The 19552-nt window shown below is 45.0% G+C and carries 26 protein-coding genes; 8 read left to right on the plus strand and 18 right to left on the minus strand.

From position 1 onward, the window contains the following. Nucleotides 1-3: 3 nt before the first annotated feature. Together ICN34_RS10765 and ICN34_RS10770 are read left to right on the plus strand one after the other, a co-directional pair. Nucleotides 4-1761 (plus strand): hybrid sensor histidine kinase/response regulator, encoded by a 1758-nt coding sequence (locus ICN34_RS10765; RefSeq protein ID WP_216122627.1) that lies wholly within the window; start codon nucleotides 4-6, stop codon nucleotides 1759-1761. Between the two features lie 25 nt (nucleotides 1762-1786). Next, a complete protein-coding gene (locus ICN34_RS10770) occupies nucleotides 1787-2491 on the plus strand; it encodes an outer membrane protein (protein ID WP_072583627.1) in 705 nt (234 codons plus the stop codon). Nucleotides 2492-2650: 159 nt separating this feature from the next. Here the strand turns inward: ICN34_RS10770 and ICN34_RS10775 are convergent, their stop codons facing one another. The 3 genes from ICN34_RS10775 to ICN34_RS10785 are packed head-to-tail and all read right to left on the minus strand — an operon-like array spanning nucleotide 2651 to nucleotide 3793. Next, the gene (locus ICN34_RS10775) at nucleotides 2651-2809 is read right to left on the minus strand and encodes a hypothetical protein (RefSeq protein ID WP_216122628.1); all 159 of its coding nucleotides are present in this window, start codon (nucleotides 2807-2809) and stop codon (nucleotides 2651-2653) included. Between the two features lie 31 nt (nucleotides 2810-2840). Beyond that, a complete protein-coding gene (locus ICN34_RS10780) occupies nucleotides 2841-3515 on the minus strand; it encodes an IS30 family transposase (RefSeq protein WP_216122685.1) in 675 nt (224 codons plus the stop codon). 20 nt (nucleotides 3516-3535) lie between these two features. Then, the gene (locus tag ICN34_RS10785; protein ID WP_216122630.1) at nucleotides 3536-3793 is read right to left on the minus strand and encodes a helix-turn-helix domain-containing protein; all 258 of its coding nucleotides are present in this window, start codon (nucleotides 3791-3793) and stop codon (nucleotides 3536-3538) included. A gap of 338 nt (nucleotides 3794-4131) precedes the next feature. Here ICN34_RS10785 and ICN34_RS11555 point away from each other — a divergent pair, with 338 nt between their 5' ends. Beyond that, nucleotides 4132-4260 carry a hypothetical protein gene (locus ICN34_RS11555; RefSeq protein WP_255407150.1) on the plus strand — a complete coding sequence of 43 codons (129 nt, stop codon included), beginning with the start codon at nucleotides 4132-4134 and terminating at the stop codon, nucleotides 4258-4260. Between the two features lie 46 nt (nucleotides 4261-4306). Here ICN34_RS11555 and ICN34_RS10790 read toward each other — a convergent pair whose 3' ends face one another. From ICN34_RS10790 to ICN34_RS10820, 7 genes are all read right to left on the minus strand, one after another. Then, nucleotides 4307-5242 carry a hydroxymethylglutaryl-CoA lyase gene (locus ICN34_RS10790; protein ID WP_072583740.1) on the minus strand — a complete coding sequence of 312 codons (936 nt, stop codon included), beginning with the start codon at nucleotides 5240-5242 and terminating at the stop codon, nucleotides 4307-4309. Nucleotides 5243-5252: 10 nt separating this feature from the next. After that, a complete protein-coding gene (locus tag ICN34_RS10795) occupies nucleotides 5253-6446 on the minus strand; it encodes a CaiB/BaiF CoA-transferase family protein (RefSeq protein ID WP_072583628.1) in 1194 nt (397 codons plus the stop codon). A 119-nt stretch (nucleotides 6447-6565) separates the two neighbouring features. Continuing rightward, complete coding sequence (locus ICN34_RS10800; protein ID WP_072583629.1) at nucleotides 6566-7174, minus strand: glutathione S-transferase; 609 nt, start codon at nucleotides 7172-7174, stop codon at nucleotides 6566-6568. 22 nt (nucleotides 7175-7196) lie between these two features. Continuing rightward, nucleotides 7197-7508: a hypothetical protein gene (locus ICN34_RS10805; RefSeq protein ID WP_216122632.1), complete on the minus strand. Its 312-nt coding sequence runs from the start codon at nucleotides 7506-7508 to the stop codon at nucleotides 7197-7199. A 110-nt stretch (nucleotides 7509-7618) separates the two neighbouring features. Further along, nucleotides 7619-7771 carry a DUF2256 domain-containing protein gene (locus ICN34_RS10810; RefSeq protein WP_216122634.1) on the minus strand — a complete coding sequence of 51 codons (153 nt, stop codon included), beginning with the start codon at nucleotides 7769-7771 and terminating at the stop codon, nucleotides 7619-7621. Between the two features lie 8 nt (nucleotides 7772-7779). After that, nucleotides 7780-9351, minus strand: coding sequence for a cryptochrome/photolyase family protein (locus ICN34_RS10815; RefSeq protein WP_216122636.1), 1572 nt, complete (start codon nucleotides 9349-9351; stop codon nucleotides 7780-7782). After that, the gene (locus ICN34_RS10820) at nucleotides 9348-9617 is read right to left on the minus strand and encodes a TIGR03643 family protein (RefSeq protein WP_072583633.1); all 270 of its coding nucleotides are present in this window, start codon (nucleotides 9615-9617) and stop codon (nucleotides 9348-9350) included. Before ICN34_RS10820 ends, ICN34_RS10815 begins: the two co-directional genes overlap by 4 nt. A gap of 41 nt (nucleotides 9618-9658) precedes the next feature. Here ICN34_RS10820 and ICN34_RS11560 point away from each other — a divergent pair, with 41 nt between their 5' ends. The 3 genes from ICN34_RS11560 to ICN34_RS10830 all read left to right on the plus strand — a co-directional run bounded on the left by ICN34_RS11560 (nucleotide 9659) and on the right by ICN34_RS10830 (nucleotide 10818). Continuing rightward, a complete protein-coding gene (locus ICN34_RS11560) occupies nucleotides 9659-9787 on the plus strand; it encodes a hypothetical protein (RefSeq protein WP_255538660.1) in 129 nt (42 codons plus the stop codon). Between the two features lie 95 nt (nucleotides 9788-9882). Then, on the plus strand, nucleotides 9883-10398 hold the full coding sequence (locus ICN34_RS10825; protein ID WP_370624020.1) for a transglutaminase family protein: 516 nt from the start codon (nucleotides 9883-9885) through the stop codon (nucleotides 10396-10398). 201 nt (nucleotides 10399-10599) lie between these two features. After that, on the plus strand, nucleotides 10600-10818 hold the full coding sequence (locus ICN34_RS10830) for a hypothetical protein (RefSeq protein ID WP_072583635.1): 219 nt from the start codon (nucleotides 10600-10602) through the stop codon (nucleotides 10816-10818). Nucleotides 10819-10827: 9 nt separating this feature from the next. Here the strand turns inward: ICN34_RS10830 and ICN34_RS10835 are convergent, their stop codons facing one another. From ICN34_RS10835 to ICN34_RS10845, 3 genes are all read right to left on the minus strand, one after another. Beyond that, nucleotides 10828-11205 carry a hypothetical protein gene (locus tag ICN34_RS10835; RefSeq protein WP_072583636.1) on the minus strand — a complete coding sequence of 126 codons (378 nt, stop codon included), beginning with the start codon at nucleotides 11203-11205 and terminating at the stop codon, nucleotides 10828-10830. Next, nucleotides 11205-11432 (minus strand): hypothetical protein, encoded by a 228-nt coding sequence (locus ICN34_RS10840; RefSeq protein ID WP_072583637.1) that lies wholly within the window; start codon nucleotides 11430-11432, stop codon nucleotides 11205-11207. Before ICN34_RS10840 ends, ICN34_RS10835 begins: the two co-directional genes overlap by 1 nt. 92 nt (nucleotides 11433-11524) lie before the next feature. After that, entirely contained in the window at nucleotides 11525-12754 is a 1230-nt protein-coding gene (locus ICN34_RS10845; RefSeq protein ID WP_072583638.1) for a dicarboxylate/amino acid:cation symporter, read from the minus strand. Nucleotides 12755-12873: 119 nt separating this feature from the next. On the opposite strand from ICN34_RS10845, the gene ICN34_RS10850 reads away from it, so the two are divergent. After that, nucleotides 12874-13539 (plus strand): alpha/beta hydrolase, encoded by a 666-nt coding sequence (locus tag ICN34_RS10850; protein WP_216122639.1) that lies wholly within the window; start codon nucleotides 12874-12876, stop codon nucleotides 13537-13539. On the opposite strand, the gene ICN34_RS10855 is transcribed toward ICN34_RS10850, so the two are convergent. From ICN34_RS10855 to pmbA, 4 genes are all read right to left on the minus strand, one after another. After that, nucleotides 13532-14317 (minus strand): sulfite exporter TauE/SafE family protein, encoded by a 786-nt coding sequence (locus ICN34_RS10855; RefSeq protein WP_072583640.1) that lies wholly within the window; start codon nucleotides 14315-14317, stop codon nucleotides 13532-13534. The genes ICN34_RS10850 and ICN34_RS10855 overlap by 8 nt on opposite strands. A 9-nt stretch (nucleotides 14318-14326) precedes the next feature. Further along, nucleotides 14327-15604, minus strand: a complete 1278-nt coding sequence (locus tag ICN34_RS10860; RefSeq protein WP_216122640.1) for an NRAMP family divalent metal transporter — start codon at nucleotides 15602-15604, stop codon at nucleotides 14327-14329. Nucleotides 15605-15718: 114 nt separating this feature from the next. Further along, the gene (locus ICN34_RS10865; protein WP_216122641.1) at nucleotides 15719-16801 is read right to left on the minus strand and encodes a TRAP transporter substrate-binding protein; all 1083 of its coding nucleotides are present in this window, start codon (nucleotides 16799-16801) and stop codon (nucleotides 15719-15721) included. 74 nt (nucleotides 16802-16875) lie between these two features. Beyond that, complete coding sequence (pmbA, locus tag ICN34_RS10870; protein ID WP_072583643.1) at nucleotides 16876-18222, minus strand: metalloprotease PmbA; 1347 nt, start codon at nucleotides 18220-18222, stop codon at nucleotides 16876-16878. 26 nt (nucleotides 18223-18248) lie between these two features. Here pmbA and mog point away from each other — a divergent pair, with 26 nt between their 5' ends. Continuing rightward, nucleotides 18249-18881, plus strand: a complete 633-nt coding sequence (gene mog / locus ICN34_RS10875) for a molybdopterin adenylyltransferase (protein ID WP_072583644.1) — start codon at nucleotides 18249-18251, stop codon at nucleotides 18879-18881. Nucleotides 18882-18937: 56 nt separating this feature from the next. On the opposite strand, the gene orn is transcribed toward mog, so the two are convergent. Next, entirely contained in the window at nucleotides 18938-19546 is a 609-nt protein-coding gene (orn, locus tag ICN34_RS10880) for an oligoribonuclease (protein ID WP_072583645.1), read from the minus strand. Nucleotides 19547-19552: the final 6 nt, after the last annotated feature.

A 19552-nucleotide genomic window follows, 5' to 3' on the forward strand; every position in this document is an offset into this window, starting at 1 on the left:
GACATGGATGCCTTCTCCATTCAAAACAACGACGAGCTACTACTAGAAGAAAAGTACCAGTTTCTTGAGACGGCTTCAAAAACGAATACTGCCGGTACGATCATCGGCCCTTTACTCACTGGAATCTTAGTTTTTCAGGAGGCTGATTTAACAGCGATTCTAATTTGGCTGATCTCTATGTTCATCTGCGTAGGATTCAGAGCCTACATGGTCTTTGTCAAAAATAAAGACCAAAGCCAATCAACGAAACGTAAGATTCTCAACTTAAATGTGGGTGTTTTTTCTGTGACAGCATGCTGGGGTCTTGGATGGCTCATAGTTACACCAACATTGCCATTTAACCTGCAATGTCTTTATCTCCTCATGAGTTCAACAGCAGTCTTTGTTGGGCTTTATGGCTACTCAATTCATCGATCAACATTCTTATGCTTTGCAGCACCGATCTTTATTGGCCAATTCATCATCTCCCTCATTCCTCCGTTTATGTTTCCGTGGCCCATTCTGATGGGTGAATTTGCGTTTTCTTTATATGCTGTCAAGATGGCCTCATATTTTTCTAAATCATGGGTCAAAACAGTTAGCCTACAAATTCAAAATCAGACCCTAAATAAGGAACTTGAATCTGAGCGTAATGTTGCAATCGCTGCAAATATTGCTAAATCAAAATTTATTGCTACTGCTAGTCACGATTTACGACAACCTCTTCATGCCGTCAATATTTATCTTGATTTGTTTGAGCCAAACAAGCTAAGCCAAAAAGAAAAAATTAACTTCCTACAAATCAGAAAAAGCATTCAAACCTTAAACTCGATGTTTAAGTCGCTACTAGATTTAAGTAAGCTGGATGCAAATAGCTCGGACAACCTTGAAAAGTCATTCGAACTAATAGAACTTGTGGGATTTTTATCTAATACCTACACCCCCATTGCAAAAAATAAGAATTTAGTTCTGCAGTTTGATTTTATGAATATGGGGATTAATGGAGATAAGCTGCTATTGCAACAGCTGCTCGGAAATTTAATCTCCAACGCCATCCAATACACAGCTTCTGGAACAATATCCATCAAGCTATCCCCCCAAAATGATCATCTTCATATTTTGATTGAAGATACAGGCTGCGGAATTGAACCAGCTCTACTAGATAAAATATTTGATGAATTTTTTAGAGTAGACAGCACCAGAAATATGCACGATGGTCTAGGTCTGGGCCTATCTATTGTTAAAAGGCTTTGCAAGATATCGGGTACTGAGCTCGCCGTTAAATCTACCCCGGGCGTTGGCACTACATTCACACTGCAAACTCAATATTTAGCTCTAGCCATGCATGATGGTGCGGAATCCTCCACTCAAAATATACTGCATGATCACCAGAATCCTCAAGAGTCGCTCTGGGAAACCAAAACCATCGCCGTATTCGAAGATAATCACACTATTTTTGAGGCCTACAAGCAAGCCTTAACCCAGAATGGCTTTGCCGTTCTCTCGTTGCCTGAAAACAGCCAAGACTTAATGAAACAGCTAGCAAACATTAATCATATTGATTGCATCCTGAGTGACTACCGCCTTGAAACTACGACGGGCGATTTGATTATTCAACAACTGAGAGACAGTTTTGGCGTAGATATACCAGCCATCATCATTACAGCCGATACATCACCGCAGCATATTCAACTCTTCAAGGAGCTTGATATTGAAGTGCTCTATAAGCCAATTGGATATAGCGATATTGTTAATGCCATTAAATTACTTTTAACCAAATAATTCATAAGAAAATAGAAGATATCAAATGAAATTTATCCAATACAGTCTCATCGCATTCATAGCCCCTCTATTGTGCTTAGGGAATGCGCATGCCCAATCCAAAACAAACCCTTGGGAAGGCGCCTACGGACAAGTAGGTTTAATTGGATATGAGAGCTATATCCCCAAAGGAATAGGCGGAACAACTACAGCGGGCGGTGTCACCTACCCCAATACCTCAACGGCAAACCATGCTAATGGTCCTGCGGCAAATATCGGCATTGGCTATAACTTTGATATCGGTAAAAACTACTTACTGGGTATTGGTGCAGCACTATACCCAGGACATTCTAGATCTGCTAGCTCAACTCTGGTAACAACTACACCTGCGGGGGCATCAGTGAAAACCGGCACGTACGATGTTTCCAACACCTTTAGCCTCTCCCTAATCCCAGGGTATGTGATTAATGAAACACGCTTAGTCTATGCAAAGATAGGTTACGCAGGATCAACTATCAATGCTAATTCGCCTGGAAACTACCCCCAGCAATCTAACCGAGTAAATGGAACGGTTTATGGTATTGGCTATAAGCAATTCATCACAGGATCAATTTATGCCTTTGGTGAAGGCAACTACGCCGTGAATCGAGCAAAGGCAATCACCGTACTTACAGATAGCGGCGCCACCGTGAAATCGACTGCCGATGCCACTGGTTATGACATTATCTTTGGAGTTGGCTACCACTTCTAGAGCCAAACTAACTGAAAAAAAACCACCCCGAAGGGTGGTTATCAATATTCAAAAAACCGTCATGGAAATTTGAATAGCTACTGGAACTCTTTTATAAAAGCAATCGTTAAGAGGAATCTTGATCCAGATCAATAATTCACTAGCGCTAGAACTAAAGTACTAGTCTTGATGCGCGCAAACGTTACCCAGCGCATCCGTCTTGCCTATCGATATCTTTAGAACATCATCAGAATCAATCCGACTTAGCGCTGATGCGCTTGCAAGACCAAAAAAGAATGCCACAACTGCTACAACTAAATTTGTACTAAGTTTTTTCACTGTAATGCCCTTTTGTAAATAAATCGTAGATTCAAACACGAAGTGCAACACGGTTTAAGGACTGCATAAATACTTCATTGGGGGTTTTAAATCCTAATCGTTTTCTAGGTCGGTTGTTTAAACGGTCTTGGATCATTCTAAGCTCCTTATCGGTCACAGTAGATAGCGGTCTCTTTTTGGGGATGTATTGCCGCAATAGACCATTGAAGTTTTCATTTGATCCACGTTGCCAACTAGCAAACGGATCCGCAAAGTACGTCGTTGATTGAAGAGCTGTATCAATCCTGGCGTGCTCGGCAAATTCCTTGCCGTTGTCAAAAGTCAGGGTTTTAACGAGTGGGGTCACGGCGTTTAATTTAGTGATGATGGCGCTACTGACTAAATCCGACGTCTTGTTCTTGACCTTAGCCAAAACGGCATAGCCACTCTTGCGCTCAACCAAGGTCACAACAGCTTGCTTGTGGGCCGCTCCAATTACAGTATCGCCTTCCCAGTGGCCGACTTGGGATCTTGTCTCAATGTGCGCTGGGCGCTCACTGATCGGCCGCCTACCTACTATTTGGCCTCTGCGATCACGGCCGCTGGCATAGCGTTTCTTGCGCTTTTTTTGGCAACGCAGCTGCTGGTAAAGATTGCCGCCAGCGGCTTTATCGGCGTAGACATGGCGGTAGATGGTCTCATGACTAATGCCAACCTGATTGGCAATTTGGACGGGGCTCCACTGAGCTAAGAGGCAATCTTCTGTCTGATTCCATTATCGGCTGTTATTTGGGCGGCATTACGGCAGCCTAATGAGCGTTCTTCTGCCAACAGGCAGGCTTGCTTGGGACGGTAACCTTTGAGCCCCGTATTGCGAGCAAGCTCTCGGCTAATGGTCGACTTATGCCGATCCATCAGTTGGGCTATTTGAGTTTGGGTTTTTCCGTCTTTCATGAGGATATAAATCTGATATCGTTCAGTTTGGCTAAGGTGTTGATAGGTCATGGCTACTTTGACTTGCAGGTCTAGAAGCTTTGGATACTAAAACATCCTTAGCCTCCTTAACTAGTTGTTCAAAGTTGCACTTCGTAGTTGAATCCACCAATTATTAAAGCTAATTCTTTTTAGCCAGCGAGATCTTAATCGAAGAATCTCTATAAATTATTCAAAATTGGTCACCCTAGAACCAAAGTATTAGGCAAGAAACAAAGCATTTAGAACTAAAGTTTTATATCGCAATTATTTTGGCATCTTATGATGAATCATCATTTAGTCATCAATGAAAGGAATGCCAAATGCATGCAAAAAAAGAGCCTAGTCAGACGCTAAATATAATCAGAATCATGAATCACCCTCGCCATCATGAGTTAACTAGAATTCTTGAATTAACAACTCAGAAAAGTGCTCAGCAAGAAATGGTGTCAGCGAATCAAGTCAAGACTGTTGATATGAACTTAACCGCTTTAGCTTAACCCACCTCATTCAAGCAAATGATAGGCCAAGCATATTATTTCTTATTTATTGAGCGCGGCGTAATTCATCTACATAACTAGGCTCAGAATGCAATACGTTGGTAGTGCCGGCCTTTGCCACTTGCCCGGGAACCTCGTGCCCCACAATCTTTGGTAGTTCTCTTGCTAGTTGTATTAACTTAGGAATATTCATACCGGTGTCATAACCCATCGCATCAAGCATATGGATCGCATCCTCACTAGATATATTGCCGCTAGCTCCAGGCGCGTATGGGCATCCGCCCAGGCCACCTAGCGAACCATCAAAGCGAACAATACCAGACTGTACTGCAGCTAAGACATTGGCTAAGCCCATGCCTCTGGTGTTGTGGAAGTGCAATGTCAGTTGTAGATTTGAGAATTGCTTCTGCAATGAGTCGCACATTCTCTTTACTTGATCAGGATTTGCCATGCCCGTGGTGTCGCAGATTGTTACACCTCTTACACCGAGGTCTGCAAAACGTTTTGTAAATCCTTCAACCACCACTTGAGAAACCTCCCCTTCCATGGGGCAGCCAAAACTGGTGGAGAAGGAAACATTAATAGGCGTTCTGCCATCAACATACTTAATTACTTCAGCCAATCCAGCAAAGCTCTTTTCTCGACCCATTCGTAGGTTGGCTAAGTTATGAGTCTCTGAAGTGGACATCACGAGATTAAATTCATCGGCCTTAGATTCCAGGGCGCGCTCGGCACCTCTTAAATTGGGGACTAAGACGGTGTACTCCACTCCAGGTACGCGCTTAATGCGCCCCATCACTTCCTCAGCATCTCGTAGCATCGGAATAGCTTTGGGAGAAGTAAATGAGGTCACCTCAATTTTGGCAAAGCCACACTCACTGAGCGCATCAACCAGCTTTACCTTATCGTCCGTTGGTACAAAGTTGGGCTCAATCTGAAAGCCATCCCGCATTACGACGTCATTGAAATAAATTCTGGTCATGGTTTTATCTTTATTTAGTAAATGCAATGCCGCGCTCTTTTAAAGAGGCGACCTGATCATCACTCAAACCAATGCTTTTGAGTATTTCATCGGTATTTTGTCCAATATCAGGCGCAAGAGTCTTAATGGATCCCGGTGTACGCGATAACTTCGGAATCACGCCCGGTACATCCAACTTCGTGCCATCTTGCATCTGGATCGTTTGAATATTTTCACGGGCTTTGTAGTGTGGATCGCTTGCGATATCAGCAACGGTATAAATTTTTCCAGCTGGTACAGATACAGAATCCAGTGCTTCCAAAGCTTTGGTAGTACTCACTGTTTTAGCCCACTCACCGATAGCTTGATCAAGCTCAGCCACTCGTTTGACGCGACCATCATTGGTTTCCAGCTGGGGGTCATTGCCTAAATCTTCGCGCCCAATCACTGTCATCAGGCGCTTGAAGATGCTATCACCATTGCCAGCAACCAATACATAGCCGCCATCAGCGCACTGGTAGGCATTGGTTGGGGCAATACCAGGCAAAGCGCTACCAGCCGCTTGGCGCACCTCACCAAATGCGCTGTATTCAGGCAACAGGCTTTCCATGCAATTAAAGACTGCCTCATACAATGCAATATCAATAATCTGACCCTTGCCACTGTTATGGCGTTCTTGCAGAGCTAGCAAGATACCAATCACACCATGCAAAGACGCTAAAGTGTCACCGATGCTGATACCAACGCGCACCGGTACTCTGCCAGGTTCAGCAGTGAGATGTCGCAAACCGCCCATAGCTTCCGCAACCACACCAAATCCTGGTTTATCTCTGTATGGACCAGTCTGACCATAACCGCTGATACGAAGAACAATTAACTTGGGATTGAGTTGAAGTAATTTTTCTGGATCAAGACCCCAGCCCTCCAATGTTCCAGGACGAAAGTTTTCGATTAATACATCCGCCTCTTTTACCAGTGTCCTAACAATATCTTGAGCTTCTGATTTTCTTAAATCCAGGGAAAGTGATTTCTTATTGCGTGACTGCACTTGCCACCAGACTGAAGTGCCATCTTTAAGAAGGCGCCACTTGCGCAATGCATCGCCCTCTTTGGGTGGTTCGATCTTGATAACATCCGCACCAAAATCAGCCAAGGTCTTAGCAGCAAATGGCCCGGCGATGAGCTGCCCCATCTCCACGACTTTTAACTTTGATAATGGCTCCATCAAATCCCCTGAAATATGCTTTTGTGCCCTAAGTGGGTACTTTAAATCAATCAGCAATTGATCTAATAAAAGTCCATTTTCTTAGCCTAAAACACAGCTCTTTTTAAGGTGGGTGTTACTCAATCTTTCCAGGTGGGATGTTTTTGCATCACTGAATCGAATAAATCAGATTCAAGCTGCTGATTGAGCCATTTTTTGACTGCGGGTATAGGGAGTTGCTCAAACCTCTTGGAGTCAACCATTGAAAACTGCCTAATAAATGGGAAGATGGCCACATCCACCCAAGTTAATCTACCCCCCATTAGGTATTGGAAGTTTTGCAGCACCTGCTCCATAGGAATCAACATGACTTGCAATACTTCATCGAGAACTGCTTCTGGATCTAGCTCTGGGAATCGATTAGGGTATTTGTATTGATCCAATAGAGTCTTAAATGGGCCATCATTTTTTTCAATCCAAGAATTGGCAATAGACTCATCAACCTCTTTCCACCCATGCGGGTCAGACTGTTGCAATGCCCAGTGCAAGATATCCAGGCTTTGATCTATTACGAGATTATCCATCCGTAAAACAGGGACCGTTCCCTTGGGAGAGAGTTGCAACATCGATTGCGGTTTATTGCGTAACTCAATCTCTCGGTGTTCAACCTGAATACCCGCATACTTCAATGCCATGCGGGCTCGCATGGCATAGGGACATCTTCGATAAGAATACAAAGTGGGTGTCATGCAAGCACTTTACTCCTAGCATTTAATATGCCACTCGTTGCCAGCCACTTGGACAGGCCTGTGTCTGTGGATAGTACAGTCCATTTTCAGGGCAATAGGCAGCAGCTTGTGGTTGCGGTGGATAAACATATTGCGGGGTGTAATAAACGCGCGGAGGTCTGTAGTACGCATTGGCAACAGCCACTCCAGCCACAGCACCAACCGCAAAAGGCGCCCAGCCGCCACGCCAACCGCCATATCCACCATACCAACCCCTACCACCATGAGCACTGGCTGAGCTGGCCACCCCTGCAAGCATGACACCTGTAAGCAGGCATATTAGTATTTTTTTCATATAGACCCCCATTCATAAAGGCACTAAGCCTTTTCTTACATAACGGATCAGCTTTAAGGTGGGTTGACGCTATCAAATTAAATACTTTTGTAAGCATTAATAGGCAGGTCTTAAGGGAGTTTTTTCTTCCTACAAGCATCAGAGCAGTATTTGACCGATTCCCAATTTTTGGCCCAGGATTTTCTCCAGGTCATTTCTTTTTTGCAGGCAACACAAATCTTACTTGGGAGAGCGCTTTTGTTTCCCTTAAACGTTGTCTTCATGAGTGTTTTTATAGCGCGTCGAGCTGATTCAGAATCTTTTGGGCATGCAGCACAATTTCTTTTTGATCTTCATCACTAATTCTTTTGAGGTTGGCCGTCATTAACTTAGTACGTGGGCTCGCTTCAAATTGAGCACGATGCTTGATCAAAAAGTTCCAATACAAAGTTGTGACGGGGCATGCCTCTTCCCCATAGCGTATCTCAGGCTTGTATTTACATGAGCCACAATAATTGCTCATGCGTCTGATGTATGCGCCACTGGCGATATAAGGCTTACTGGTAAACCGTCCGCCATTCGCAAATAAGGCCATCCCAGCCGTATTAGGTAACTCCACCCACTCAATCGCATCTACGTAAATTGCTAGATACCAGTCACACACTTCTTGAGGCAGAATTTCAGCTAGAAGTGCAAAGTTTCCGGTCACCATTAAACGCTGAATATGGTGCGCATAACCATATTGCAGTGTTTGACCAATAGCATCTTGCATACAAGCCATCTGGGTCTGCCCAGTCCAATACCATTTGGGTAATGGGCGCTGATGTTGATAGTAGTTATCTTGTGCCATTTTTGGCATGTCAAGGTAATACATGCCCCGGACAAATTCTCGCCAGCCTAATATTTGTCGAATGAAACCCTCGATTGTTGATAGATCCAAGGCATACTTTTTCCAAGCAATAATGACCGCATCAATCACCTCACGAGGATTTACTAGCTTTAGGTTTAATGCGCTCGACAAAATAGAGTGCCATCCAAAGGGGGTATCCGTCCACATAGCATCTTGATACACACCAAAATTTCTGAGGCGGTATTCGACAAAATACTCCAGAGCTTGGAGAGCCTGGCTTCTGGTAACGGGCCAGTTAAATGACTCCAGAGATCCAGGATGATCTGGGTAAGTCTTTGTAACGAATGCCAATACTTCCTTGGTAATCACATCTACTTCAAACGCCGCAGGGGCATCGATGATGCCAGGTCCCTTTTTCGGATAGGGCTTGCGATTATCTTGATCGAAGTTCCACTGACCACCCTCGGGGTTACCTTCAGCGTCTATTAATACCTGGTGCTTCTTACGCATTAGGCGGTAAAAGTACTCCAGCCGGAGTTCTTTCTTGTTTGCCGTCCACTCCACAAACTCTTGTCGCGAGCAATAGAAATGCTCATCCTCAAGCATTACCAGCTCAATATTGAGTTCTTTTGCTAATGCCTCAATCGCCTGCTTGAGACGCCATTCACCAGGTTCAATACAAACTAAATGCTTTATCTTCTTTTGCAGAATATGCTCTTTGAGAGCCTCGACAATAGGCAGATGAGAGCCTTGAACGTAAGTCAGCGTGTATTCCAGCTTTTTCAGCTCAACTGCAAAGTGACGCATTGCCGAGAGAAATAAAGCAATTTTGGCTTTGTGCGACCAAACATACTGAGCCTCATTAGCCGACTCAATCATGATGATTTCATCTGCTAGAGGATCAAAGTCTCGTAATGCGGCGCTCTGCAAATCGAGCTGATCCCCTAAAATCAGAACTAAGCGTTTAGGCTCCGTGGCTTGCTGCTTGATTTGCTGCTTGATTTGCCGCTTCATTTATTTTTGTATTGAGTGGGGCAATAGGCTCGAGTCACATCTTCACTGCGCAAGGCGCTATGTTTTGTGGCTCTTCCAGTTACCCGCTTGCGCCAAAGCTCAAAGGAGCTCCGTTTCAGCTCTTTACGCATAATGGCTATCACCTGAGGCTCACCTAGGCCAAAGGTTTTCTCAATGGCATCAAATGGCGTGCGATCCTCCCAGGCCATTTCAATGAGGCGAGATAAATCGGGTTCTGCGAGGGTCTTGGGGGCTGGTTTTGGCACTCTGCAAGTTTAAGACTTATTCAATAAACTAGCTTGAGCCCATGATTGGAAAAATTCGTCAAAAACTGATTTCTCAAGAGATTCCGGCCATACAAAAGCCGGTGGCAATCATTTGCCCTATCTGTGATCGACCCATCCCAGATTCCCAGAAGGATGCCCCCACTACCTAGCATCACCCTCCCAAATATATGAAATGCCCATAAATAGCCTGCCCGGGGAGGTATTGATCTACCTATATCCAAGCAGATATTGCCAATCAGATTTCATGAAAGATATTGCCGTAAAGACATTCGGCAATCTGGCCCAAGGCTATAGTCGCGTTCAGGCAATTAAGGATTGGGTTACCAATCACGTTTGCTTTTGTAATAACACCTCTACAGAGCACACTACCGCGGTAGACACTTATCTGAGTAAAGCAGGCGTGTGTCGTGACTTCGCTCACCTGATGATTGCCTTATGTAGAGCACTCAACATCCCTGCGAGATTTGTTACCGGCATTGACTATGGCTCTGACCCCATACTTGGCCCCACAGATTTTCATGCGTATGTAGAGGTATATCTTGGTGGCCACTGGTTTATTTTTGATCCATCTGGAATTGCAATACCCATGGGGTTTGTAAGACTCGGCACCGGTAGAGATGCGGCTGATACTGCCATTGCTACTATATTTGGCTCTGTGCGAGGGTCAACACCCATAGTCTCGATCAAAGCCATTCCGAATGCACAAGGAGATCTAATGATTCCTCAACATGTAGCAAATGCCGTATCTACCGGAGATTAATCCGCTTAACCATAATGTCTTAAAACTAAAGTAATGCACTACTTCAGTGCAAATAATGGCTCTTTTCTACTTGATTTGGCTGGAAGGGTATTTTTTAAAGGCTTTTTAGGCTCCCGCCCACCAAACCCCTCTTTGGTGCATAGGATTTGAAGTTGTGCAAAGACAAATATCGTTCTAATTATTAAAACCTAAGATACGTGCATGCGTATAAAAATTACAAAGAGCCTGGTATTGCCGGCCCAAATACTCGAGACCGAAAGCATTCCTGAGGCCCTCTTTCCTGAGGGGGATTATCTTGCCAACCTCACCCCTGATGGGAAGATTGAGGTGATCAATACACGGAAAATAAAAGCCCTTTTTTCCTTCTCGCAATTTAGAGAAAGAATCTCGCTAGGCGAATTTATTGTGATGGAGGCTTGAGATCGGATTTCAGCGGGATAAATCCAGACTTACTACTACCGCCGTCATTGCAGAAACAGATTCAAATGCTTTGGAATTAACGCCACTAGTATCAACATCCTCCCAGTTGAACTCCAAGGAGAAATGGGCAGACTCGACAATCAGCTCATAACTGGTAGACACCTTATTGCCCTCAACTCCTTTAGGCTCATCACTCACAGGAACGCGTAAAGACTCGATCGCAGCAATTAATGTACTCACTTCGTTACCCGTTAACTCTCGGGTACGCAGCACATCATCTGTGCGCTTAATAGAAATCTTAGAGACCTCGTCAATCGTCACCTCGTATTGATTAAGCCCTAAATCTTCCCAAACAGTTAATTCCAGAGCAATCGGATATGTTTTCATCAATCTACCTCGTCAACATGGGGTTCGTCAAAATGCGTCTTTTGAGGTCGGGGCTTTACTGCTAGCCGAGTCCATTTACTTTGATGGATTCGGTAATCGCAATCCTCAGCATGATTCTCTAGCAAACCAAAAATGATGGTGGTGGGAATTTTGCAATGAAGGCAGCGATAAGCATGCTGATGCTCTTCAATCTTCTCTTGGGGGTAGTCGATATAAAACGGTTTCATTTGAGTCCCCCTTTTTTTATAACTAGATCAAGTTAATAAAACCATCTTACACCTGTGCTTTATTAAAGTGGGATTCATTTAAAGGTATTTAACTAGCCCTCAAGCTCACCTTCCCATTTAGAGATAACGGCCGTTGCCAAGCCATTACCCAATACATTGGTTGCTGAACGCGCCATATCCAAGAAGTGATCTACCCCAAGGATCAATAGGACGCCTGCTTCTGGCAAGTTAAATTGGGATAGGGTTGCGGCAATAACTACCAATGAGGCTCGCGGTACACCTGCTATCCCCTTTGAGGTGATCATTAACACTAGCAACATCAAGAGCTGCTGGCTGAGCTCCATCTCAATACCGTAGACCTGCGCAATAAAGATGGCAGCAAATGTGCAATACATCATCGACCCATCTAAGTTAAAGGAATATCCCACCGGCAAAACAAAAGAAGCAATATTGTTTTTACAGCCAAAACGCTCCACTCTCTCTAGAGTCATTGGATAAGCTGCTTCTGAACTCGCAGTTGTAAACGCAAGTAAAGCCGGTTCACGCAACATCTTCACTAAAGCCCATGTGCGATTTTTTAATACCAAGGAACTAATCAGAATGATGACGATCCACAAGGTGAAAATAGCAGCATAAAAACTCAGCATGAATTTTCCGTAGGTCATCAATATGCTGACACCATTTTCCGCAATGACGGATGAAACTGCCGAGAAGACTGCGATAGGAGCCATCTTCATTACTGCAGTCGTAATCTTGAGCATGATGTGGGAGAGCATATCCAGATTACGAATGAACTCATCTGCTCTAGCCCCCATGCCTGCTGCGCCAACACCAAAGAAAACAGCAAAAACTACGATCTGTAAGATCTCATTTTTAGCCATCGCATCAAAGATGCTGACCGGGAAAATATGTCTCACAAAATCTGGAAAATTAAGGCTCGCTTTATTTAATCCAGTATTGGCTGCAATCTCCGGCAGAGTTAATTCCACGCCAATACCCGGATGCAGAATATTGACCATGACCAAGCCCAACAATAAAGAAACCAGCGACATGGAAATAAACCAAGAGAAGGTTTTTAAACCCACTCTACCGATAGTCGAGGCATCACCCATTTTGGCTATACCAACAACCAAGGTGGCAAATACCAAGGGAGCGATGATCATCTTGATCAAACGCAAAAAGACATCCGTCAAGATTGAAATGTAAAGGACGTACTGATCGGGGAAAGAAGTTCCTGCACCGTATAAGTTGACGAGGTAGCCAACCAAGACACCCAAGACCATCGCCCCTAGAATAAAGTGAGTTAGCTTTTTAGAGTTCATGGATGGCCTAATTAATGAGGGGAACAGAAAGATTCTACCTACCTTTAGGCCCGCTAGGCATCAATCAAGACTGAAAAAGTTGATAATGAGTGATTGAACATACTTCATGGAAGATAAATATGCTGCCCTGCATCGAATTGGAAACCAGCCCAAATCCAACAGCTGCCGTTATCTGGTTGCATGGTCTTGGAGCCGACGGCAATGATTTTGTACCCATCATTCCTGAATTAAAGCTAGCTGGATGCCCTGGCGTTCGCTTTGTATTTCCGAGCGCCCCAAGCATGCCCGTCACCGTCAATGGCAGTTACGTTATGCCAGCCTGGTATGACATCATTGGCAGAAACCTGATGGATCAAGAAGATGCGGCAGGCATTCAAAAATCAGCAGCAGCGATTGTTCAGTTAATCGAAAATGAGGCTGAGCGCGGGATTGCCTATGACAAGATTGTTTTGGCTGGCTTTTCTCAAGGGTGCGCAATGGCCTTGCATATTGGCTTACGCTTTCCACACAAGCTTGCTGGCATTATTGCCCTATCAGGCTACCTACCCTTAGCAATGACTGCCAATATTGAAAAGCATACTGCCAATGCTAAGACACCGGTCTTTATGGCACATGGTACTTACGATCCCGTAGTTGCTCTTGATCGCGCCCAAGCATCGCATGCCTTACTAGAACAAATGAGTTATCCAGTAGATTGGAATGAATACCCCATGGAACACTCCGTTAATCATGAAGAGCTCATGGATATCTCGCGCTTCTTGCAAGAAGTATTGGCGGCTAAATAAGCCCATCCGCTATTAACTTGATGCTGGCAATCAACAAAAAGAATCTCACTGTTCGGTAATACCATTTCATTGAGATTCTTTTGGCTAAGTAAAAGCCAAAGTAGACACCTACTGGTGCGCAAGGTAACAAGATGATGGAAGTTGCCAGCTGCTGGAAATTCAGCAGATTCAAATAGGCGTAAGGGCCTAGCTTCCCAAAATTAATGATCGTGAAAAAGACTCCTAGGGTCGAGGTGTACACCATCGGCAAAAGTTTTTCTCTGAGCATATACACCGTTATCGGCGGCCCACCAATATGCGCTACAAAAGAAGTGAAGCCAGACGTTAAGCCCATTACGCGCCCAAGCCAAGGATAAGACTTAGTCTCCTTTAAATCCATGCGTGACATGGCAAGATTCTGAATCAAAAAGAGTAGGGTAAAAATACCAATCGACAGAGTTAATACCTGAGGCGTGATGGCAGTAAAGAAAATCATTCCCAACAGAAGACCTGCTATGGCTGGCGGAATAACAATCTTCAGAATGTCCCAGTTCGCATTCTGAATGTATCGACGCAAACCCACTAAATCAATCACAATTAAGAGTGGCAACATAATTGCTAAAGCTTCATTAATTGGAGCCTGGCTAGCCATCAAAGGTAGTGAGAGGGTGCCAAGCCCGGCCCCAAAGCCGCTTTTAGATATACCTAGAATGGTGACGCTGATGACTGCACATACAAAAAAAGCAAGTGAGTGTGCGTTGAAAGATTGCACCAAGGAGGTAAAGAGTAAATCAAGCATCCAGCGATTTTACCAAGCTATGAATAGGTAGGCAGCGGCTACAGCCATAAAGCCTGTGGCTAGCCATCCGAAAATCCTCATACTCAAAGAGGCGACATGAGCCCCCATCACTGACTGTTTTGATGACAAAACCATAATGGCCACCATGAGTGGTACAGCGACGATTCCATTGATTACCGCACTCCAAAATAAGGCCTTCATAGGGCTAATGGGTGAGTATTGAATCGCCAGAGCAATCAACACGCTCAGAGCAATGATGGCGTAAAACTTGCTTGCTTGAGCAGCGCTATCCTCCAAGCTAGAGCGCCAGCCAAATACCTCTGACAAAGCATAGGCAGCCGAGCCAGCAAGAACAGGCACTCCCATCAGCCCGACGCTCAAGATCCCCAGCGCAAAAAGCAGAAAGGTAAACTCGCCGGCGAGAGGTCTCAGTGCTGATGCAGCTTGAGCAGCAGTATTGATGTCACGTATACCAGCAGCATAGAGAGTCACTGCCGTAGCGAGAATAATGCAGTACGCAGCCACATTGGAGTACAGCATACCGCTCCACGTATCCCAATGAATTCTTCTGAGTTCTGAAGTGATCACCTCGGGATTTTTCTGTTCAAGCAGACTGGGCTGACCACGCAAGTTCATATCCTCGACCTCCTGAGAAGATTGCCAAAAAAATAAATAAGGGCTAATGGTGGTGCCAAAGATCCCGACCACCACTGCAGCCGAATCTGCACTCCAAGTCAACTGAGGAAAGAAGGTGCTCCAGATGACATCGCCCCAAGAAATATGCACCGTAAAAAGGACGGCACCATACGCCAGTAGAGAAAGTGATAACCACTTCAAAAAGAAAACATAGTGGCGATAAGGAATCAGTATCTGCAAAACCAAAGTCAACAATACAAAGAGGCCGGTCATGATATGCCAATTAATACCCGTAACCAACTGTGCTACCTCACCCATCGCAGCAATATCTGCAGCGATATTGAGAACATTTGCAATCAATAGCAGCAACACTAGAGAAACCAATACAACTGGCGGAAAAGCCAACTTCATATTGGCGGATAAACCACGGCCAGTCACCCTACCGATACGAGCGCATAAGACTTGAATTGTCGACATCAAAGGATATGCAAAGGGCATTGTCCAAAGCATATTTAAACCAAATTGCGCACCCGCTTGAGAATAAGTGACGATCCCACTTGGATCATCATCCGCTACACCCGTCACCAATCCCGGACCTACCCGAGATAAAGGATGTTGCTTAATGCGGACCCAGATTTCCGAGAGATTCATATGGGTTTCGGTGAGAAGATCATCCTTTGAGTGTAGTCTTTAATAGGATATTCGGGAGGATCGGCTCAAAAGATAAGGGCTCATACAGAGCCCTTATGCTGATTGATTTAACTATCAAAGTTTCTTACTAAAACTATATTGAGCAAATGCTTGCTCAGCCACATTAAACCACTGCGCTTCCATGTTTCTAAATGCACGGTAGTCCTCAAAAATCTTTTTGAATTGCGGATTCTTGGCAGACTCCTCTGCATAGGTTTCTTGACTTGCTTTAAAGAACGCATCTAGGATAGAAGTATTGAACTTACGAAGTACGGCACCGTTTTGCAGGAGGCGTTGCAATGCAGGTGGATTAAGCGCATCGTACTTTGCGCACATATCGGTATGCGCTTCGAAACAAGCTGCCTCCCATGCTGCTTGATAGGCAGGCGGCAAAGAATCCCACTGCTTTTTATTGACCAAGAAAGAAAGTCCAGCGGCACCCTCCCAGAAAGCTGGGTAGTAGTAATTCTTGGCAACCTTTGCTAGGCCTAGCTTTTCATCATCATAGGGTCCAACAAATTCTGCAGCGTCAATCGTGCCCTTTTCCAGCGCCGAATAAATCTCACCAGCTGGAAGCTGCTGTGGCACTACACCGAGTTTTGCAAGTACCTGCCCTGCAAATCCAGCGATGCGGAATTTCAAACCCTTTAGGTCTTCTGGTGATTTAATTTCTTTGCGAAACCAGCCACCCATTTGTGTACCAGTTTGACCGCCTAAGAAATTCACAATGTTGTAGCTGGCATAGAGTTCGCGCATTAACTTCATGCCATTACCATGCAGCATCCAAGCAGATTGTTGGCGAGCAGTTAAACCAAATGGTGCAGCAGTATCGAAGATGAAAGCACTATTTTTACCTAGGTAGTAATAACTTGCGGTATGTCCACACTCTACGGTGCCGTTTTGTACGGCATCCAATACCTGAAGAGCTGGAACGACTTCACCAGCTGCAAATACCTTGACGTTAAATTTTCCGTCAGTAGCTTTACGCAAAGCGTTAGCAAATACTTCAGGCGTACCAAATAAAGTATCTAATGATTTAGGGAAGCTCGAAACCAAACGCCAGTTCAGAGTTGGCAAACTTTGTGCAAGCGATGGCGCTGCTAAGGCAGCAACTCCGGCACCAATAGTGGCTTTCTTTAAAAATGAACGTCTTTGCATTTCCGTCACCCCTTTTAAAAATAATGAAGTTTTATATTGATACTATTTTTAGAGTCCGCATTGATTGTCTTGCTTTATTTTCCACCAACCGTCATTGAGCCCAGCAAAATCGATCCCGTTTCTTTGGTGCCACGAATGAGGGTATCGCTCCCAATCAACTGAATATCCATCAGCATATCGCGTAGATTGCCAGCGATGGTAACCTCTTCAACAGGGTATTGAATAACTCCATTTTCAACCCAGTAGCCAAATGCACCGCGAGAATAATCACCCGTCACGTAATTGACGCCCTGCCCCATTAATTCTGTCACCAATAAACCGGTTCCCATTTCTTTTAATAGTGCAGGCAAGCCACCCTTAGGCGTTTTCTTACTTTGTAAAGTCAGGTGATGTGACCCACCAGCATTACCGGTGGTTTTCATGCCCAACTTGCGAGCAGAATAAGTCGATAAAAAATAACCTTCGAGTATTCCTTTATCTACCACTGTTCTAGCAGAAGTTTTGACGCCCTCTTCGTCAAAAGGTGCACTACCAGTCATTGACTTCAGATGTGGATCTTCAAACAAGCTGATATGTTTGGGCAACACTTGCTTACCCAAACTGTCGAGTAGAAAGCTGGAGCGGCGATACAAAGCGCCGCCTGAAACAGCTTGTACTAGACCTCCCAATAATCCCGCAGCGAGAGGCGCTTCAAAGATCACCGGGCAACGTCGAGTTGTCAAAGATCTGGCCTTGAGACGCGACAGGGCCCGCTGAGCTGCATACGTTCCGATTGCGGCAGGATCGGCCAACTCCTCAGGAATGCGGGAGCTGGAGTACCAATCGTCACGTTGCATGTGAGCTTTCTTGCCACCTTCGCTAGCGATTGGCGCACAAGAAATATAGTGACGAGAAAAAGGATAGCCGCCCATAAATCCATGCGACGTTCCCATCATGAAATGCGCATGGTGTGCGGATACCGATGCGCCATCACTATTTTTAATTTGTTTGCTCACTGAAAATGCCGCGCCCTCAGCACTACGTGCGATTTCTACTGCAGCAGCTGCATCAATATTCCATGGATGAAACAAATCTAAATCCAGCGGACTTTTTTCTAAGAGATCAGCCTCAGCAGGACCTGCACACAAATCCTCTGCCGTGTGTTGTGCGATGTGATAGGCAGCATCAACCGTTGCCTTTAATGATGCTTTTGAGAAATCGCTAGTGCTGGCGTTACCGCGGTGATGACCCAAAAATACGGTGACCCCCACTTGCTTATCCAGACTTTGCTCGATAGTCTCAACCTCACCCTTACGAACAGTAACGGAGAGGCCCTGACCCTCTGAAACCTCCGCTACGGCATCTGAGGCACCCCTTCTTTTGGCCTCTTTGAGCATGAAATCGATGATTTCTTGAAACTGGTTGGATGTATATGTAAACATACCCTAATAATAGCTAGAATAGAAACATGAAGCATACAGAAGCCCTGAAACGAAACAGCCCTAATGAGGTCAAAATTGGCCTCATCTCCATCTCGGATCGCGCTAGCAAAGGCGTCTACCAGGATGAAGGCATTCCCGCCCTACAAACCTGGCTCATTAAAGCCATTAGCAATCCCTGTGTTTTTCATGAGCGCCTCATTGCTGATGAGTCGGAAGCCATTACCGAGTCGATCATTGAGCTTGTAGATGAGCTAGGTTGCGACCTCGTTCTTACTACAGGTGGCACTGGGCCCTCTAGAAGAGATGTGACCCCTGAGGCCACTCGTGAAGCTAGTACTCGTGAGATGCCTGGGTTTGGTGAGCAAATGCGTCAAATTAGCTTGAGCTTTGTACCGACCGCTATTCTATCCAGACAGACAGCCGTCCTCAGAGAAATTGATGGTCATGCCGCACTGGTCATTAACCTGCCCGGACAACCTAAGGCAATTGCAGAAACGCTTGAAGGCCTGAAAGACGAGAACGGTAAATCGATTGTTCCCGGCATCTTTGCAGCGGTGCCTTACTGTATTGATTTAATTGGCGGCCCGTATATCGAAACTAACGAAACAGTCATTAAAATCTTTAGACCAAAAAGTGCTCTTAAGAAAACTGGGGCTTGATTCGCTCCAACCATCAATAAAAAGGTCCGCATTGCGGACCTTTTCTTTTGAGATGGCTACTGAGGAAGCGGCACAATAAATTTCTCACGGTAATACTTTAGCTCTTCGATAGACTCTTCTATGTCTGCTAATGCTGTATGCGCCTGGTTCTTTGTGAAGCCTTTCACCAACTCAGGATGCCAACGCTTACAAAGCTCTTTCAAAGTAGAAACATCAATGTTTCGATAATGAAAGTAAGCCTCTAACTTCGGCATGTATTTCGCCATAAAGCGTCTGTCTTGCCCAATCGTATTGCCGCACATTGGGGCGATACCGGCTTTAATATATTTCTTTAAGAAGGCAATGCATTCTGTCTCCGCCGTTGCCTCATCTAGAGTGGATGCCTTCACTTTATCGATCAAACCAGATCGCCCATGCGTACCTTTATTCCAGGCATCCATGGCATCCAAAACGGCATCCTCCTGATGCACTACCCAGACTGGGGCCGTGGCAATAGTATTGAGGTGGGCATCTGTCACGATAATAGCAATTTCCAGAATCCGTTCGGTTTCCGGGTTTAGGCCTGACATCTCCATATCCACCCAAATCAGGTGTTCATTCGCTGGCGCCGCCTTGGTTGCCGCTGTGACTGCTGCTGTGGTTGTAGTGTTAGTTTGCTCGCTCATATCTAT

It is taken from the genome of Polynucleobacter sp. Tro8-14-1, assembly GCF_018881655.1.
Lineage (GTDB): Bacteria > Pseudomonadota > Gammaproteobacteria > Burkholderiales > Burkholderiaceae > Polynucleobacter.